Below are 18,072 nucleotides of genomic sequence, written 5' to 3'. Positions count from 1 at the left end.
AATAAATCCTTAAATGAAGGAATGAAGGAATTATTAGACAGTAAAAACATCCCTCAACATATAGCGATTATCATGGATGGAAATGGGCGTTGGGCCCAGAAGAAGGGAGCGATGAGGATATTTGGGCATAGAAATGCACTCGCCGCTGTCCGCGAATCCATAGAAATGGCTACAGAGCTGGGAGTAAAACACCTCACACTTTACGCTTTTTCCACAGAAAATTGGGCCAGACCCAAGGAGGAGATCAATGCCTTGATGGAAATATTGGTGAACTCCATAATCAAGGAAGTTCCTACCATGATGGAAAACAACATTACACTTTCCTCAATAGGTGATATTTCAAGCCTTCCTTCCGGAGCACAGGAAAAACTCAATGAAGCTTACGAAAAAACAAAAAACAATACCGGCTTAACGGTGTACCTTGCCCTGAGTTATTCAGGCAGATGGGAAATTCAGCAAGCCGTGAAAAACATTGCCAAAAAAGTAGTCCATGGCCAATTGGACATTGAAGATATTACGCAAGCGCAGATAGCTGCGCATTTGAATACAAAAAATATTCCTGACCCGGAACTTCTGATCAGGACAAGTGGAGAGTTGAGAATCAGTAATTTTCTACTCTGGCAATTGGCCTATTCAGAGCTGTATTTTACAGAAGTACTGTGGCCGGACTTTAGAAAAGAACACCTGGTGGAAGCTATTTTGGATTACCAAAAAAGGGAAAGACGATTTGGCAAAACAGGTGCTCAAATTAAATCAAAAGGTTGATGAAAAGAAGTACGATTATCCTTTTTCTGTTGATGATGGCTGGAATTGCCGAAGCTCAAATCCGTTTGGGTCAAAGCAGATTCCAAAGCTCCAGACCAGTTGATATCTTGGAACTAAACTATTCCAAACCTCAGAAATTCAGGATTGCAGAAATCAAAGCAGTTGGACTATCAACTTTAGATGAAATTGCTGTTGTATCCCTTTCAGGACTAAGGGTTGATGATGAAATTTCAGTACCGGGGGACGCTATATCAGGCGCTCTTAAAAGACTTTGGGGACAAGGTATTATCGGAGATGTGAAGATTTTGGTCACCAAGATTGATGGTGATGATATATACCTGCTACTGGAATTGACTGAAAGACCAAGATTCAGCAGAGTTGAATTTACCGGTGTGAATAAGACTCAGGAGGGTGAACTGAAAGACAAAATCAAAATTCGTGGACGTGTTGTTCGCGATGATGTATTGGCTACTTCCCAAAGGAATATCAGGCAATATTTCGTCGATAAAGGATTTTTGAATACCGAAGTTAAAGTAGTACAGGAAAGAGATACCACATTACCGAATAGCGTCAAAATCAAGTTTGATGTGGATCGCAAATCCAAAGTGAAAATCAATGAGGTACTTGTCTATGGAAACGAAGAAATCCCGGATAAAAGAATAAAAGGAAAGCTCAAAAGCACAAAGGAGCATCCAAGACTTCACTTTTTCAGGGAAATGGCTTCTAGAATCACCAATACAACCCCTCAATCAGCCAAAGAGGCAATTGTATACAGAAATCCTGTGACAGAAGAAGAAATTAAGAACTATATCAATAAAAATTTCAAACTTAACTTCTTCAATGCATCCAAGTTTGTTGCCAAGGATTTTAGAGAAGACAAGGATAACCTGATCAGCTTTTATAATTCCAGGGGATTTAGAGATGCTGAAATTTTAGCTGATTCCACCTACAGACACTCAGACAATACCATAAATGTAGCTATCAGCCTGGAAGAAGGTAGGAAGTACTATTATAGGAATATCACTTTTGTAGGAAACTACCTACATGAGGATGCCATACTCCAGAATAGACTCCGCATTGAAAAAGGGGATGTCTACGATAAAGAAAAACTTCAAACAAGACTCAATTACGATCCCCAAAAAGGAGATGATGTCAGTTCCCTTTATCAAGATGATGGGTACCTCTTCTTCAATATAGAACCTGTAGAGATTATGGTACAGGGAGATTCCATTGATTTGGAAATGAGAATCTTTGAAGGTCCACAGGTAACTGTAAACTCTGTGAGTATCCAAGGTAATGAAAGGACTTCAGACCACGTAGTTATGCGTGAAATCAGGATTTTGCCTGGACAAAAATTCAATAGAAGTTTGTTGGTAAGGACTATCCGTGAACTTTCTCAATTGGGTTATTTTGATCCGGAGAATATTGAACCGGATATGAGGCCAAATTTTGAGGATGCTACAGTGGATATCACATTTATACTTGAAGAAAGGCCAAATGACCAGATAGAATTATCCGGTGGTTGGGGTGGATTCTTCGGGTTCGTCGGTACTGTCGGCCTAGTGTTCAATAACTTCTCAATCAAAAATATAGGAGACTTTTCCAAATGGAGACCTTTACCAGTAGGTGATGGACAAAAACTCTCTTTGCGAGTCCAGGCTAACGGTAGGACTTTCCAAAATTACAGTATCTCTCTAACTGAGCCATGGTTTGGGGGTAAGAAACCAAATGCCTTAAGCTTTAGCTTCAACCACTCTGTTCAGAGGTCTATAGATTTTAGAAATCCAGGTCAGGATTTAGGGGCATTTAGGATCACAGGGGCAACTTTAGGATTGTCTAAAAGGGTAACTTGGCCAGATGATTACTTTATGGTCAGCCATTCCCTGCAATACCAAGTTTATGACTTTGATAGATTCGGTACCACATTTGGATTGAGTTTCCCTACCGGTAGAGCCAATAGCTTTACTTTCAACAATACCATTTCCAGGAATAACATTGACAACCCTATATATCCAAGATTAGGATCAAATATATCCTTAGCTACTTCTTTCACTCCCCCTTATGCCACATTAAACCAGAATGTAGACAGGGAATCACCTGACGAGGAGAGATTCAAGTGGTTAGAATACCACAAATGGATGTTTGATGCAACCTTTTACACACCTGTATTTGGTTCTTCCAAATGGGTAATCAGTGCAAGAACGCACATGGGTTTCTTGGGTAGTTATGGAGATAGAATTGGAATGATACCATTGGAGCGATTTGTATTAGGTGGAGATGGTATGAACTTCAACAACTTCGCACTAGGTCAGGAAATTGTTGGTTTAAGAGGATATGAAAATCAAGTCATTACTCCAGGTGGAGGTCCTTTCAGAGGACAAGGACAGCCTTTCGGTGGCGTAGTCTACAACAAGCACGTAATGGAGTTGCGTTTCTTGGTATCACCTAACCCATCGGCTACTATATTCCTTTTAGGCTTTGCTGAGGCTGGTAATAACTGGGGAAGTTATGCGGATTACAACCCTTATAACCTTAAAAAATCAGCAGGTGTGGGTGCAAGAATCTTTATGCCAGCATTTGGTTTATTAGGTCTTGACTGGGGTTATGGATTTGATTCCATATCAGAATTTGATCCTCGTCAGACAGGCCCATCGGGTGCGCAATTCCACTTTACCATTGGTCAGCAATTCAGATAATGATGCAAAAATCATTTAAATTGTTAATTTTGTGCGTCTTATTCCAAAGTATGATGCTTACGCAGCATACTGAGGCTCAGACTTTCGGTTATGTCGACTCGGAATTTCTTCTGAACAAACATCCTGACTATAAACTCGTTCAGGATGAACTGGAGGCATTAAAAGACCAATGGAAAAAAGAGGCACAAAATTTGGATCAAGAAATCAAAGAGATGAAATCCAGTCTGAAAGCTGAAGAAGTACTGTTGACAGAAGAGATGTATCAAGAAAGGTTGGAAGCCATAAAAGAAAAAGAAAAAGAAGCAGTGGCATTTAACAACAGGGTATTTGGTCTTAATGGCCAATATTACCAGAAACAGATGGAACTGATGCAGCCACTACAGTCCATTATCTTTGATGCCATAGACAAGGTGTGTAAGAGATTTAGATTGGCAGTGCTCTTTGACAAAGCGGCAGGACCCACGATGATCTACACAGACCCAAGGCATGATTACTCGGAATTTGTCCTCCAAGAATTAGGAATTGAAAACTAAATATTAAAAATAGAACTAAAAATGATGAAAGTAAAAGTTGTCCTCTCCGCAATTGCTTTGTTTTGCATAGGATTTGTAGCTCAGGCACAAGATTTGAAAATTGGTTATACCAATGTTGAATTGATTATGGACCTTATGCCAGAAATGGAGCAGATAGGTGCCGATATTCAAGACTACCAATCTCAGCTTCAAACCAACATCCAAACAAAAGCTCAGGATTTTCAAAGAAAAGTACAGGCTTATGAGCAGTCTGCTCAGACCATGACTGAAGAAGCCAGAAACCAAAAAGTGAATGAGCTTCAGAAGCAACAACAAGAAGTTCAGAAGTATGAGCAAGATGCCCAGACATCTTATCAGAGAAAACTTCAGGAGTTGTTGGAGCCAGTACAGGAAAAAGTGTTCAATGCCATCAATGCAGTAGCAGCAGAAAACAATTACACCCATGTTTTCTCTGAAACAGCAGGTAATGCTCCAGTGTTGCTATACACAAGAGACGATGATAAATTCACTGAGTTGGTGTTGGCTAAATTGGGGATTGAAGTTCCTGCAAGACAGCAGTAATTCAGTATTATAAATCGAATCAAAACCTGCCTTCTTAAATGGATGCAGGTTTTTTCTTTTTATATTCAATATTGGGAAGGGGTATTTGAGGAATTGCTGCCCATTGATGTTTTAGTCAATCAGAACCTTATGGCAAAAAAGAAATTTAAAGAAATCATTGCGCAACCTGGTACAGCGGTATTGGTTGATTTTTATGCCGATTGGTGTGCACCCTGCCAAACTATGACGCCTGTTTTAGAGGAAGTGGTAGATCATTTAGGTGGTAAAATAAAGCTTTTCAAACTCAATGTAGACAAAAACCCACAGGCGAGTTTACAGTTTGGGGTAAGGTCCATCCCCCATTATATCCTTTTCAAAAATGGGAAAATTCTTTGGAGAAAGGGAGGTTATATGACCAAAAGAGATTTGCTACAATCACTTAAGGGATTTATTTAGTATAAAAAAACCGTCGACATTGCCGACGGTTTTAAGTGTTTTACCTTATATTACTTTTTCCAAGTAGCCTTTCCTCCTTTTTCAGAGTCTACATTGATGGTGTAATTTCCACCACCTGATACAATCCATCTTACTTTGACAGCATCCATTCCTGGAATATTGTCAACATGGATTTTTTCAGGGTCTACCTTTTGTTCCTTGTATTTCTTGAAGTCCGCATCTTCCACTACAAATCCAGCCACTACTTTTGCTCCGGAAATACTCACATAATCCGGTCTGGCTATTTTGTATTTCAAATCTTGACTAGAATGAGTAGGAATTAACCTTTCATTATAGATAGTTGCCACAATTTCCTTTAATCCTCCACCAAGGTCATTTTCTTTGACCTCAGACACGGAAAGCTTTGGCGTATGGTAACCATGCAGAATGGTAAAAGCGGAATTTCTATGCGCATCCTGCTCCATCAAGAACCCTGGATGCAACCTTCCGAAGTTCTTTTTAAAACCACCGATTTCAATTCTACCGTACTGCGGATGGTCATATTCTTCCCAGTTTACAAAGGCATCACCAAATGTCAGGTACCTGTCCACCTTCATTTGCTCATCCTGATTATTCCTACCTGCATTTTCATGGAAGTACAAGTAAGAAGTCATCAACTCATTTGAATAGGTAAAGATCCCTCTTCCACCATAAAACCAATCCAGTTGACCACCAAATACAGAATATAGGTCTTTATATACCACTAAGTATTTGTAACCTGGCATAAACTCCTCACCTTTTTTGGCGATAGCATCATAGATTCTTATGTCTGTTGCATTATAAGTCCCTAGGTCCTCTTCTGCACCAGGCCCTCTTAATATCATCCCTCCATAGTTGTGGTAACTTTGTGCACCGGCAATATTCGGGTGCTTCATCACAAATTCCATCACAGCCCTATTTTCCGGTACTGCGAAAGGGTATTTCCAAGCACCTCTCTGAACATAATCAGGCTGCCAATTCCAACCCCAATCTCTGTTAGGATCATAGTAACCTATTCCATCTTCATTGACCATACCATCGCCATCTCTGTCAATACCTTCATAACCGAGCATTTCGTATTCTCCCTGCTCGTCAGCTGCAACCATGATCAATTTCCTGGGGTCTCTTTGATCTTTGATGAATCTTCCTGTAGGTGATTTTCTGATCATGTAAGTGATATGTCCATCACCATTGAGGTCATCAAATGGATCTTCGCCTGCTAAGCCATCTCCATCATTATCTAACACGATCATTCCCGAACGCGGTGAGTTTTGTGTATTGGCTTCTTTGATAAAATAATCATGCGCATCTGGATTGATCGTAGGCGCTATATAGAAGGTCTTGTCTTTAAGCAATTCTGTGATAAACTCCAGGTCACCATACATTTCTGCTAGGTACCAAGCAGTATAAAGCGTGAATTCTGTGCCCTGTATTTCGTTAGAGTGAATGTTTCCATCTATCCACATCGCTGGTTTCTCATCAGCCTTACCATGATTGAAATCAGTAACGGTAAGCACCCAAATGTCATTCCCCTGATAAGACTTGCCAATACTTTCCAACTTTACTAAGTTAGGATGCTTTTTGGCCATGTCCCTCATGATTTCCTCTAAGGCAAGGTTAGTATGGTACCTGTTCCAAGAAACCTGTACCTTAGGATTATGAGGAGTCCCTAATGCCCTGAAATACCTGTCTTGTGCTACCTGAGCCTCAGACGTCTGTATAGCGGTAAGGCTTACTGCCGCACCAATAAATGCTGTATATATCCAATTTTTAATTTTCATTGTCTTGTTGGTTTTAAAGTTTCACATTCAAAGTTGCGATACCGGTATGTGCAGCACCTGCCTTGATTTCTACATTTCCTGAACCTTTGACGATCCAGCTCAAGGTAGTTTTTTCAAATGCGCCCAACTTGTCAATCAGTTTGATTTTATCTCCCGACATGATGTCTTTACTTTCCTTATTGATATCCACCCTTACTTTCCTTAACCATCTTGACTTCTCACCCATTTCGGAATGGGTAGGTAAAGGAGAATTATTGAAGAGGTCCGCAGTGATTCTGGTAAGCCCATTCCCCAATTTTTCAGTCTCTAGGTTGTGGAATTCCAGTTTTGGGCTTGCTTCCGCAAGTTTCAGGATAAAATCTGTATGTTCTTTTGCTATCTCAGAAACCTCTTCAAATGGAGGATTGTACATCACAAAAGGTTTGATCCCTCCTACTTCCACTTTTTGATTAGGAAGGTCAGGATGATTTACTTCAACCCAAGGTACAAATGCATCGATATTCTTTTCAGCAGCCCAGGCAAGAAAGTTCACTTCAGGAATTGAGGAAGACTTTCCTTCTTCTCCTTTGACCTCAGGCACCCACCATCCTGGTGTACTAAAGCTCAACCTACCAAAATGAAAGTACGCCCATTGGAAAAAATCCCCATCCGTACCTTGGTTGTTTTGGTTGAATGCTTTTTGGGAAACAGTATTATTATACATGTCAGAAACCATACTGTTGATGGCCACGTCATTTTCTAACATAGAAGTAATGATTCTTTTCTTTGCATCAGCAGCATTATACTTCAAAGGCGCAGATAGGTTATTTGCAGGACTGAAAGTCACAAAAGCAAATATATTCCACTGCTCAAAGAGATAATCCAAGAGAGCCCTACTTTCAGCCTGAGAAACAGCAAAGTCACCAGCCAATGGCGTGAAGATTGGGAATTTGTAAGTTTGGTTTCTATTGAAAGCAATCCCTTCTTCAAGGTCTTCTCCGAATTTCCCATCTTTATCCTTGTCCCTGCTCTCAGGATACACAGCATAGCTGCCTTTTTGTCCTTTTGAAACATTGGCTTTGACCATTACCCTTTCATCATCTTCTGAAGGCATGTAGTCTCCCATTGGACTTTCAACCCGCATCATGGTGATCAGGCCATCATTGTTTAAGTCCACATACCCGTCTTCTGATACCCTTCCGTCTCTGTCATGGTCTACTTTGGTAGCATTGCCTCTTCTTTCATATTTCAACGATGCATGGTATTGCTCGTACGCATCAGGTGACATATTTGGAAAAATGTAAAAAGTATTTTTCTCTAAAGCGGCATCATTCTCTTTGACAAGATTTTCGGCAAATTGTAGGGCAAGCTCTACACTCAAGACATGAAAGCCCTCAGCACCACCCACAACTGCTATTCCAGGCTTGTTATCCAAGTCCCCTTTTCCGATTTTCAATACCCAAACATCTTTGCCTCCTTCAGTTTTGGTAAGAGAATTAAGGGTAGCTGTGCTACTTCCAGCTACGCCCTGAAGTCTCTGTGTGATCTGGTTGAGTGTGGGATAATCCCCCTGTGCCAGCACGGTCGGTTGGGAGGAAAACAGCATCCCTACTCCCACCACCAGTGATAAATACATTTTCTTCATACAGTATATTTGATTTAGTTCTGATTGGATTTTACCTTTTATTCAGGTTCAATCTTAAGCATAATGTTACAAAAAATCGTTGGTTAATTAAAAGTGCTTGGTAGATAGTGAAGCAGTCGGTTTTAAATGGTGTCAACTACGGATAAATGGAGAAAAACCAAAGCTTTTGAAAAGCATTTGTCAAGTGGTTATAAATAAAGCATAATATTCCCTATTTTGCCTCAATCAAAATCTATTGATATGTTTTCTAAAATAGCCTTAGCCATAGCCTTTTCTCCAAGAATGGAGGCACTCCTTGCAGAAGCAAAAAGAATAAAGTCAATTTTTGGTGCTGAACTTTTGCTCATTCATGTAGGAGAGAAAACCTCAGAATCTGAAAGCAAGCTTCAGAATTTGATTGAACAGCAAGGTCTTATCGGTACGGATATAAAGACACTTTGGGAAGAAGGAAATCCTGCAAAAAAAATATTAAAGGTTTGTGATCAAAACGATGTAGACCTATTAATTGCCGGCGCATTAAAAACTGAAGGTTTTTTCAAATATTATTTGGGGTCCATTGCCAGGAAGATCATCAGAAAATCAAAATGTTCTGTTTTGGTATTAATAGAACCAATGATCAAGCCAGAGCCCTTTGAAAGAGTGGTAATCAACGGCACTCAACAAGAACAAACTCCATTTGTCATTGAGCAGGGACTCAATTGGTGTAAAAAAGACAAAGCGAAACAGGTTTATATCGCTAATGAAATAAAAATGTATGGACTTCAAATGGCCACTGCAAGTGAAGGAGGGGAAGATGAAATTGCGGCTACAAGACGGAAACTTATATCCGAGGAAATCACCTACGTTGAAAATATACTCAAGCATCTGGATAAAGGAAATCTCAAAATCAGTATAAAAATCACTTGTGGAAAATGGGCAATTGAATTGGCCAGGTTTGCCACTGATGTGAAAGCAGACTTATTGATTGTGGGAGATGAAGGTAACCTTGGTTTTTTCCATAGACTATTCCCCCATGATTTAGAAGAAATCCTAAGTGATCTTCCATGCAACCTTTTAATTGTAAAGAAATAAGAGGAAATTATGGAAAACTTATCACACCAGGATGTAGTAAACCTGTTTCTTCAGCTTGCAGCAATGTTACTGCTGGCAAGGGTTTTTGCTGAAATAGCTCAACGTTTCAAGCAACCTGCAGTAGTCGGGGAACTTTTGGCTGGAATATTATTGGGGCCCACCATCTTAGGCACCCTGATGCCGGATTTTCACGAATATCTCTTTATGAGTAATCCAAGTGCAAATCTTGCTTTGGATGGATTTGTGCAAATCGCCGTTGTATTGCTTTTGTTTATAGCAGGACTTGAAGTCGAATTACACTTGGTATGGTCACAAGGAAAATCAGCCTTAAGTATTAGTCTCTTAGGTCTGGTAGTTCCTTTTGCCCTAGGCTTTGTATTCCCCTATTATTTTTCTGAATTCTTTGGTTTGGCAGATGGAGACAAATTACTCTTCTCCTTATTTATGGGTACGGCAATGTCTATCACAGCCCTTCCAGTAGTGGTCCGGATACTTATGGATTTGGATTTATTCAAGACAAAAATGGGTATGCTTATCGTTGCATCAGCCATGGTAAATGATATTATCGGTTGGTTGATATTCTCTGTCATATTGTCTTTTATGGGAAAAGGAAGTAACCTTTCGCTTTTCCAGACCATTGGGATTACCTTGGCTTTTACTTTTTTCATGTTGACTTTGGGAAAGATTATTATCAATAAGGTCTTACCATGGATCAATAAGAAATTAGCTTGGCCTGGTGGGGTATTGTCTCTATCAATGGCATTTTGTTTTTTGGCTGCAGCGTTCACCGAGTGGTTAGGCATTCATGCCATCTTTGGCGCTTTCCTCCTGGGAGTAGCTTTGGGAGATTCTGAACATATGTCAGAAAGGGCAAAAGAAATCGTACACCAGTTTATCAATAATATTTTTGCACCTCTATTCTTTGTGTCAATAGGCTTGAAAATAAATTTCTTCACCAATTTTGAACTGATGCTCACATTGGCCGTACTGGCAATTTCATTCGCAGGAAAGATCATAGGAAGTGGATACGGAGCATCAAGAGGTGGTTTTAATGTAAGAGAATCATTGGCAGTAGGTTTTGGAATGAACGCAAGAGGTGCTATGGAAATAATCCTCGGTTTAATTGCTCTTGAAAATAACCTGATTGATGAAAAACTATTCGTTGCACTTGTCATTATGGCAATAATAACAAGTATGAGTAGCGGTCCTTTGATGAAGTGGGCGCTAAAAACAGACATCAAAGAAACCTAGATTAATAATATTGAGACTTATAAATTCACAAAAGTAATCAACTGAATATAGAATACTACAATCAAAACTGTGAATACCAAACAATACTGTAGAACTTTATCTGTTTTAAATCATGTGAAAACCTGTTAAAAATTTGATAAATTATCCCTTTTGGAGAGATTTTTGTATTTTTACCATTGAATCAAAACCAAAATAAATGAAATCTCTAAGTTCAATGACAAAATTATTTGCCCCAGTTTTTGCTTTCGCTTTATTTTTTGGAGTAAATGCTACTGCCCAAGAAGTAATGCCACAGCAAATGGAAGTTCAGGAAGACTTTCCTGAAGAGGATATGAAGAAATTCGTAGAAGTAAACCTTGAAGTGATGCCAATTCAAGAGAAGTATCAGGCCAAAATGATGGAATCCATAGAAGAAAGTGGTTTAACTGTTCAAAGATTTGAAGAACTCAGTATGGCACAGCAGTCAGGTGATATTCGAGAAAAATCTGAAGATCCAGAAGAATTGGCTTCTTATAATAAAGCTGGTCAGGAAATCATGCAGATACAATCTGAAATGCAAAACGAAGTAGTAGGACACATTTCTCAAAGTGAATTAGGACCTGAAAAATTTCAGCAAATTTACATGGCTTACACACAAAGTGAAAAAGTAAAAGCCAAAATAGATAAAATGATGGCAGATGTCATCGAAGACTAATCAACTTCAAAAAAAATATTTAAAAAAGCATCCCGAGTTGGGATGCTTTTTTTATGCACTCATTAAAATTACCAATTGCAGATAGGAACAATCCATTAGATATTTTTAACCAAAGCACTTACTTTTGGGTTCTCTTTTAGTTTACATTACTCAAAACATACTCATGAGCAAAAATAAAGCGAAAGTAGGGGTTTTACTTGTCAATCTTGGAACTCCAGACAGTACCGCTACAGCTGACGTAAGAAAATATCTTAGGGAATTTTTAATGGATGGGAGAGTTATTGACTTCCCCTTTATTCCCAGGTGGATGCTGGTCAATCTAATTATTGCTCCTTTTAGGGCTCCGAAGTCTGCAGCTGAATATAAAAAAGTCTGGACAGACAGGGGTTCCCCCTTACTTTTCCATACTGAAGACTTAAGGGATAAACTTATTGATAAGTTGGATCCGAATACGTATGTGGTCGAAATGGCCATGAGATACCAAACTCCAAGTATTGAAGAAGGTCTTGAGAAGCTGAATAAAGCCAATGTTAAGAAAATCATAGTACTTCCCCTCTTTCCCCAATACGCCTCGGCTACCAACGGATCCGTAGTAGACAGGGTAATGGAAATTGCCAGGGGATGGCAGATTATTCCAAACATCACTTTCATTTCAAATTTTGTTGATCACCCTCTTTTCCTTGAGGCCTGGGCTGAAATCGGAAATGAAATGGTGCAAGCCCAAGAATATGACAGGTATTTATTCTCTTACCATGGCCTTCCTGAAAGACAAATTCGAAAAGGATCGGTTGATGGCTACTGTCAGTTGTCAGACAAATGCTGTGGAAACTACACCAAAAAGAATCAGTTTTGTTACCGAGGTCAATGTTTCCATACCACAAGACTTCTGACAGAAAAGCTTGGACTTCCTGAAGAGAAAGTCATCACCTGCTTTCAATCAAGATTGGGTAAAGATCCATGGATAAAACCCTATACGGAGGATATCATCAAAGAATTGGCTGCTCAGGGAATAAAAAAAGTACTTGTTTTCTCACCTGCTTTTGTGGCAGACTGTCTTGAAACCACTGTAGAAGTTGGTGGTGAATACAAGGAAGAGTTTGAAGAACTAGGCGGGGAACAATGGGATCTCGTACCTAGCCTGAACTCAAGCAATACATGGGTGGAGTGCGTCAAAGAGTTGGTGCTTACCAACACTTAATACATATTCATTCCAAATCAGCACTACCCCCTACCCTACTAAGCTATTCATGCCTGCAGAAAAACCCTTGTACCAGACAAGTTGGTTCCTTTTTTTAGGAATTCTGTTTGTCTCTTTCAACCTAAGGCCTTCCATTACCGCTATTGGTCCATTGATACCCTTTATAAGGGAAGACCTGCAGCTTAGCAACGGATGGGCAGGTTTCCTGACCACGTTTCCTCTGTTGACCTTTGCAACTTTTTCGCTTTTCTCCGCCAGAATCGGAAAAGCTATGGGCAACTCCCAAGCTATCATGCTGGGGATGGTATTAATTCTTATAGGTACAGTTGTAAGGGTTTTAGGGGGATCATTTGTTCTATTTTTAGGAACAGGACTGACAGGCATAGGAATCGTTATTTGCAACGTATTGTTGATTCCTTTAATCAAAAATCGAATGCCTTCTAAAATTGGCATAGTAACAGCGTCCTACACTACGGGAATGACATTTCTTGCAGCTGTAGCTTCAGGCATCTCCGCTCCCTTGGCAATTGATCTGAATATGGGTTGGCGGGGATCCTTACTTTCATGGGCAGGTCTTTTAATAATCGGGATTCTTGTCTGGTTGCCACAAATGCGCTTCAAATCTGCTTCTGGCAATACAAATTTGAATGAAGTGAAAGTAAATGTCTGGAGCTCTAGGTTGGCGTGGAATGTCAGCATGTTTATGGGTGTACAATCCTTGTTATTTTTCACCTTGATTGCTTGGCTTCCTGATATGCTGATTTCGAGAGGATTCTCTGCCGTAGAAGCAGGAGTGGTGGTTTCTTTGATGCAAATCATAGGTTTAATCGGATCTTTTCTTGCACCTATTATTGCAGTCAAATTCAAAGATCAGGTAGGTCTGATAAAGATTTTAGGAATAATGTACCTTTTAGGTTTTTCAAGTCTATTTATCCATGTGATTTGGGTCAACTATATAGGATTGGCAGTGGTAGGCCTAGGCTTGGGATCAAGTGTATCCCTCGCGTATACCTTGATAGGATTACGGACAAAACTTGAAAAAACAACCGCATCACTCTCAGGTATGGTGCAATCCACCGGCTATTATCTGGCAGCATTGGGACCTTTGTTATTTGGTGTTGCCTTCGACATTTTTCAAAATTGGGATTTTCTTATTTACCTGACTTTACTTTGTTCAGGGATGTTCATCTTTTTTGGTGTCAAAGCTGGGAAATCGGTTCAGATATGAAAAAAACAGGCCCTTATCGGGGCCTGCTTTAACACGTAATAAAAGACTAAACTTTAATGCTTTTAAAAATTGACCTGAGCCTGCAATCTCAGTAAACTTCCTTGTTGCCTGTTGTTTGGGTTCAGGGAATTTTCAAATGTCCTATCAGAAATGGTATACATGGCTACCAGTTCGAAATTTCTGTTGGGTTGCCATTCCACTCCTATTTCAAGCTCATTCACCCTATGACGAGTAGCATCCAATTCGAATTTTTTACCTCCTTTGTAATAATGATATCTGGAGAATGGAATGAAAATATCTTTACCGGTTCTCAAAAAGTAATTGGCCATAACATATCCCCCTCTCAGGGGTGCATCTTTGACTTCGTTGGTCTCAGGATCATATTCGGGACCCCGGCCCCAATTGAATTCAGCCTGTATGCCAAATGGCTGTGGGTAAACTATTATACTTGGCCCATATCTAAACTCTTCAAATTCAGTCTGGTCAAAATCTGTTTGGGGATTCCTATTGATGACAAACTTACCTGTATATGCCTGAAAAGAGGTCTCAATAAATTGCCCGGAAGGCAGTTCCCAAGGATAAGAAGCCCTGCTGACAACGTGGAAATTTTTATTTTGCTCTGGGAGATTGGCAGTTTGTCCATTATAAAGACCCAAACCAAATACTCCATAATCTCCAGAACCTTTCAGACCTGAAGTGACAAGATAATTGAACCTTTGCCTGATTTCAGAAGGTGCATAATAGAGGAAAATGCCTAAATCACGTTCGTTGAGCACGGCAGAGTTTAACCCATCATTCCTATCCAAAGGAAGCCTATTTTGACTTGACTGTAGATTTTCGAAACCAAAAGGCACTTTGGATTGACCAATTCTCAGTCTAAACTCTTGTTTGGCATCTAGCCCAAGATCAAAATAAGCGTCACGGATCTGAGCAAAATTCCCTCCCCCGGAAGCCAAATCAGGCTGAATATACATGAATATACGTTCATGAATTTGCCCAGAAAAAATCATCCTTATCCTTCTGAAAAAGAATCCTCCTCCATCTCCACCCCATGACCTATCACATTGGGAACATTGTAGATTGGGATTGGTTTCAAGAAGGCCATTATAACGCATCTGTGCGTAACCACGTAATTGTATGGTCTCATACCAAGGCTTCTTGATCTGATTGCTTATTTGAGCAGTGTTTTCTAGGGAATCTTTATTGACGTCCCTTGCAAAAACGTCAGTAAAGAAAATGATCATCAAGATCATTGTCCCTGCGAAAGATTTTCGCATCGTTGATAAATGAGTTAAGTAATTGAATACTTATTGTACAGCGATACAAAGGTGCGACGACAATGTGTCTTTATAATGATGCGGATATTATGAATTTGTTAACAGAAAAACATCAATAAATCATCGGATTCGAAGAACTCATTTAAAAAACTTGAATAACGCTTAAAATAAGCCTTTGCCAGCATTTTGTCATATATTAAGGAAATGTTAACAAACAAATAATGTTAAAAAATATCTGATTGTCACAGTAATCAGACCTCCTTTTAATAAATGTAAATAAACCTATACTCGGACTATTTACATCAATAACCCCAAGACCTTCTCTACATCCAATTCCCTATAATCCTCTATGTAAAGGTCACATACAGGTAATTCCTCTTTGGTATGGGAAGAAAGTACGCCGACTACTTTCATCCCAGCGCGAAGCCCGGCTGTAACACCGGAGTATGAATCCTCGAATACCACACAGTGTTCAGGTTCCAGGTTTAGGTTTTTTGCTGATTGTAAATATACCTCTGGCTCCGGTTTATGATTTTGTACATCCTCACTGGCCATCACTGATTCCATGTGCTCCATAAGCCTCAGTTTTCCGATAATCAGATCCAGATTAGCCCTCGGTGCGGAAGTGGCTACAGCTGTCTTCAACCCCTCTTTCTTAAGGGAATTAAAAAAATCCAAAAATCCCTTAATTGGACTGATTTGATCTTTATAAATCTCTCTAAACAGGCTTTCCTTTTCATCTTCCAGGTCCAACAACTCTTGCCCCTCTATCTTTCTGCCTAAAAAATGACTCAATATATATGAGTTGTTTTTACCATACATATGCAAGGCAAACTCTTCTTCAGTAGGCTTTAGATTTCTTTTAGCAAAAAACTCTTTAAAGGCAATGGAATGAAATGGATTGGTATGGCAGATTACCCCGTCCATATCGAAAATGATGGCTTTTTTCATAGGTTAATTAGGTTCTTTTGTATGGCAAAGCTAATGAAAAAAGAAAATATGACTCGTGAAGTAGAATACTACAGTTCAGTCACTATCCTTTATTTTTAAATGTTGTTCACGTGTTAAAAAAAACCCTCAATGTTTTGAGGGCTTTTCTAAGAAATATTTACGTTCCTTTTAGTAAAAATATCCATGAATATCCAACCTGCCTAGCCAGTAGGCAGGTATCTATAAATATCTGATAATATTATTTCACTGTATTTCTACAATGTTTCTACCTTATTTCAATTTTTTACTTCTCAAACTCCTTCACTACTTTCTCTATGATGTCACAGCATTCATGAAGTTGGTCTTCAGTCATTACCAATGGTGGTGCAAAGCGGATAATATTGCCATGAGTAGGTTTTGCGAGTAAACCATTGTCCTTCAGAGCAACACACATATCCCAAGCGGTACTGCTGTCTTGACTATCATTTACCACTACAGCATTGAGCAAGCCTTTTCCCCTGACCAATTTCAATATCTCGTACTTATCTACCAAAAGCTGCATACGCTCACGGAAGATTTTACCCAATTTACGGGCATTGAGAGCAAGTCTTTCATCCCTTACTACTTCCAGTGCCGTTAGCGCTACTTTCACTCCCAAGGGATTCCCTCCAAAGGTAGATCCGTGCTGTCCGGGCTTGATCACATCCATAATATGATTATCGGCCAAAACTACTGATACCGGATAAAATCCGCCGGAGATCGCTTTTCCTAGGATCAGCATATCAGGTCTGACATAAGTGCTTTGTCGTTCACAATGCCCCTCACAACTACAATGCCCACATACTGCCAACAAAGAGCCTGTTCTTGCGATACCTGTCTGAATTTCATCTGAAATAAACAATACGTTGTGCTTTTTACAGGTTTCAGCTACCTTGCGCATATAATCATCAGCAGGGGTATAAACACCTGCCTCACCTTGAATAGGCTCGACGAGGAAAGCAACTACATGCTCATTCTCCAATGCCTTTTCCAAAGCAGCTACATCGTCATAAGATATCTTCTCAAAACCGGGGGTATAAGGACCGAAATTTTTTCTGGCATTCTTATCACTTGAAAAAGATATAATAGTGGTGGTTCTACCATGAAAATTATTCTCGGCTACCACTATGACACCCTCATTTTCGGGAATACCTTTTTTCTCATAGCCCCATTTTCTGGCTATTTTCAAAGCAGTTTCCACGCCTTCTGCTCCAGTGTTCATAGGGAGCACTTTATCAAAGCCAAAGTATTCTGTAATATACTTTTCAAAAGGACCAAGAATATTATTATAAAAAGCCCTGGAAGTAAGTGTCAGAGTGCCGGCCTGCTCAATCAATGTATCTAAAATCCTAGGATGACAGTGCCCTTGATTGACTGCAGAATAAGCAGATAAAAAATCAAAATACTTTTTACCTTCTACATCCCAAAGGAATACTCCTTCACCTTTGGCCAATACCACAGGCAATGGGTGATAATTATGTGCTCCATACTTATCTTCCAATTCTATCGCCTGCTTACTCGAGTTTATTGTTTCCATCATAAAATTTATATTTTTGTCCTGTCTACTTTGTGACAAAACATTTGCTCCCATATACGGCAAATATAACAATTGGCCACAGGATAAAAGAATGAATTCAAAAAAGAAGCCTGCATCTCCCATGAAGTTGATACCAGGAGATTATTATATCAATGAGAATGGACTAATGGTCTTTACAGCGCAATACCACCTGAGAAGAGGTTATTGTTGTGAAAGCGGCTGTAAGCATTGCCCGTATCCCACTAAGTAGAGATGGGATTTACCGTCTAATTGTGGGCATGCCATTAATAATGGATGAAGGTCACAATGTTAAAGGTTAAAAATGTTAATAGTTAAATTTCGATTTTCGTAAGTTGGGGCGTAACCAATTCTGAAATCTAAGATCTTTGCGGGTGATGTTTTATCCTTTCTTAGATCTCTCCTGCGGACCAATG

15 protein-coding genes and 1 pseudogene are annotated in these 18,072 nt (G+C 39.6%); 11 read left to right on the top strand and 5 right to left on the bottom strand.

The features are described from left to right. Positions 1-18 precede the first annotated feature (18 nt). The 5 genes and pseudogenes from EA341_RS05490 to trxA all read left to right on the top strand — a co-directional run. Positions 19-765: pseudogene (locus EA341_RS05490) on the top strand (isoprenyl transferase); the annotation flags it as partial. Then, positions 765-3,461, top strand: coding sequence for a POTRA domain-containing protein (locus tag EA341_RS05485; RefSeq protein ID WP_293012084.1), 2,697 nt, complete (start codon positions 765-767; stop codon positions 3,459-3,461). The pseudogene EA341_RS05490 and the gene EA341_RS05485, both read left to right, overlap by 1 nt. A gap of 50 nt (positions 3,462-3,511) precedes the next feature. After that, positions 3,512-3,994 carry an OmpH family outer membrane protein gene (locus EA341_RS05480; RefSeq protein WP_293012083.1) on the top strand — a complete coding sequence of 161 codons (483 nt, stop codon included), beginning with the start codon at positions 3,512-3,514 and terminating at the stop codon, positions 3,992-3,994. Between the two features lie 21 nt (positions 3,995-4,015). Next, positions 4,016-4,555: an OmpH family outer membrane protein gene (locus EA341_RS05475; RefSeq protein WP_293012082.1), complete on the top strand. Its 540-nt coding sequence runs from the start codon at positions 4,016-4,018 to the stop codon at positions 4,553-4,555. A gap of 129 nt (positions 4,556-4,684) precedes the next feature. Continuing rightward, positions 4,685-4,990: a thioredoxin gene (gene trxA, locus EA341_RS05470; RefSeq protein WP_293012080.1), complete on the top strand. Its 306-nt coding sequence runs from the start codon at positions 4,685-4,687 to the stop codon at positions 4,988-4,990. Positions 4,991-5,040: 50 nt separating this feature from the next. Here the strand turns inward: trxA and EA341_RS05465 are convergent, their stop codons facing one another. Together EA341_RS05465 and EA341_RS05460 are read right to left on the bottom strand one after the other, a co-directional pair. After that, on the bottom strand, positions 5,041-6,789 hold the full coding sequence (locus tag EA341_RS05465; protein WP_293012079.1) for a M14 family metallopeptidase: 1,749 nt from the start codon (positions 6,787-6,789) through the stop codon (positions 5,041-5,043). Between the two features lie 13 nt (positions 6,790-6,802). Continuing rightward, positions 6,803-8,413 carry a M14 family metallopeptidase gene (locus tag EA341_RS05460; RefSeq protein ID WP_293012077.1) on the bottom strand — a complete coding sequence of 537 codons (1,611 nt, stop codon included), beginning with the start codon at positions 8,411-8,413 and terminating at the stop codon, positions 6,803-6,805. A gap of 240 nt (positions 8,414-8,653) precedes the next feature. Between EA341_RS05460 and EA341_RS05455 the strand changes: the two genes are divergently transcribed. The 5 genes from EA341_RS05455 (at position 8,654) to EA341_RS05435 (ending at position 13,855) form a co-directional block, all read left to right on the top strand. Next, positions 8,654-9,484, top strand: a complete 831-nt coding sequence (locus EA341_RS05455; protein ID WP_293012075.1) for a universal stress protein — start codon at positions 8,654-8,656, stop codon at positions 9,482-9,484. 9 nt (positions 9,485-9,493) lie between these two features. Continuing rightward, positions 9,494-10,735, top strand: coding sequence for a cation:proton antiporter (locus tag EA341_RS05450; protein WP_293012072.1), 1,242 nt, complete (start codon positions 9,494-9,496; stop codon positions 10,733-10,735). Between the two features lie 214 nt (positions 10,736-10,949). Further along, positions 10,950-11,429 (top strand): DUF4168 domain-containing protein, encoded by a 480-nt coding sequence (locus EA341_RS05445; protein ID WP_293012069.1) that lies wholly within the window; start codon positions 10,950-10,952, stop codon positions 11,427-11,429. 163 nt (positions 11,430-11,592) lie between these two features. Continuing rightward, entirely contained in the window at positions 11,593-12,627 is a 1,035-nt protein-coding gene (gene hemH, locus EA341_RS05440) for a ferrochelatase (RefSeq protein ID WP_293012067.1), read from the top strand. Between the two features lie 49 nt (positions 12,628-12,676). Continuing rightward, a complete protein-coding gene (locus EA341_RS05435; protein WP_293012065.1) occupies positions 12,677-13,855 on the top strand; it encodes an MFS transporter in 1,179 nt (392 codons plus the stop codon). A 62-nt stretch (positions 13,856-13,917) separates the two neighbouring features. Here the strand turns inward: EA341_RS05435 and EA341_RS05430 are convergent, their stop codons facing one another. The 3 genes from EA341_RS05430 to rocD form a co-directional block, all read right to left on the bottom strand. After that, the gene (locus EA341_RS05430; RefSeq protein WP_293012062.1) at positions 13,918-15,132 is read right to left on the bottom strand and encodes a porin; all 1,215 of its coding nucleotides are present in this window, start codon (positions 15,130-15,132) and stop codon (positions 13,918-13,920) included. Positions 15,133-15,429: 297 nt separating this feature from the next. Further along, a complete protein-coding gene (locus tag EA341_RS05425) occupies positions 15,430-16,083 on the bottom strand; it encodes an HAD family phosphatase (protein ID WP_293012059.1) in 654 nt (217 codons plus the stop codon). Positions 16,084-16,366: 283 nt separating this feature from the next. Further along, positions 16,367-17,641, bottom strand: a complete 1,275-nt coding sequence (gene rocD / locus EA341_RS05420; protein ID WP_293012056.1) for an ornithine--oxo-acid transaminase — start codon at positions 17,639-17,641, stop codon at positions 16,367-16,369. An 88-nt stretch (positions 17,642-17,729) separates the two neighbouring features. Between rocD and EA341_RS05415 the strand changes: the two genes are divergently transcribed. Then, entirely contained in the window at positions 17,730-17,888 is a 159-nt protein-coding gene (locus EA341_RS05415; RefSeq protein ID WP_293012053.1) for a DUF5522 domain-containing protein, read from the top strand. Positions 17,889-18,072 lie beyond the last annotated feature (184 nt).

Source organism: Mongoliibacter sp., assembly GCF_007692705.1.
Taxonomy (GTDB): Bacteria; Bacteroidota; Bacteroidia; order Cytophagales; family Cyclobacteriaceae; genus Mongoliibacter.
This window is presented reverse-complemented; position numbering and strand designations above follow the sequence as displayed.

Excerpts from the sequence above, each read along its gene's own strand:
- EA341_RS05460 (WP_293012077.1), bottom strand. The coding sequence starts at position 8,413 with ATGAAGAAAATGTATTTATCACTGGTGGTGGGAGTAGGGATGCTGTTT.
- EA341_RS05450 (WP_293012072.1), top strand. The coding sequence starts at position 9,494 with ATGGAAAACTTATCACACCAGGATGTAGTAAACCTGTTTCTTCAGCTT.
- EA341_RS05415 (WP_293012053.1), top strand. The coding sequence starts at position 17,730 with ATGAATTCAAAAAAGAAGCCTGCATCTCCCATGAAGTTGATACCAGGA.
- EA341_RS05475 (WP_293012082.1), top strand. The coding sequence starts at position 4,016 with ATGATGAAAGTAAAAGTTGTCCTCTCCGCAATTGCTTTGTTTTGCATA.
- trxA (WP_293012080.1), top strand. The coding sequence starts at position 4,685 with ATGGCAAAAAAGAAATTTAAAGAAATCATTGCGCAACCTGGTACAGCG.
- rocD (WP_293012056.1), bottom strand. The coding sequence starts at position 17,641 with ATGATGGAAACAATAAACTCGAGTAAGCAGGCGATAGAATTGGAAGAT.
- EA341_RS05455 (WP_293012075.1), top strand. The coding sequence starts at position 8,654 with ATGTTTTCTAAAATAGCCTTAGCCATAGCCTTTTCTCCAAGAATGGAG.
- EA341_RS05465 (WP_293012079.1), bottom strand. The coding sequence starts at position 6,789 with ATGAAAATTAAAAATTGGATATATACAGCATTTATTGGTGCGGCAGTA.
- EA341_RS05430 (WP_293012062.1), bottom strand. The coding sequence starts at position 15,132 with ATGCGAAAATCTTTCGCAGGGACAATGATCTTGATGATCATTTTCTTT.
- EA341_RS05485 (WP_293012084.1), top strand. The coding sequence starts at position 765 with ATGAAAAGAAGTACGATTATCCTTTTTCTGTTGATGATGGCTGGAATT.
- EA341_RS05435 (WP_293012065.1), top strand. The coding sequence starts at position 12,677 with ATGCCTGCAGAAAAACCCTTGTACCAGACAAGTTGGTTCCTTTTTTTA.
- hemH (WP_293012067.1), top strand. The coding sequence starts at position 11,593 with ATGAGCAAAAATAAAGCGAAAGTAGGGGTTTTACTTGTCAATCTTGGA.
- EA341_RS05425 (WP_293012059.1), bottom strand. The coding sequence starts at position 16,083 with ATGAAAAAAGCCATCATTTTCGATATGGACGGGGTAATCTGCCATACC.
- EA341_RS05480 (WP_293012083.1), top strand. The coding sequence starts at position 3,512 with ATGATGCTTACGCAGCATACTGAGGCTCAGACTTTCGGTTATGTCGAC.
- EA341_RS05445 (WP_293012069.1), top strand. The coding sequence starts at position 10,950 with ATGACAAAATTATTTGCCCCAGTTTTTGCTTTCGCTTTATTTTTTGGA.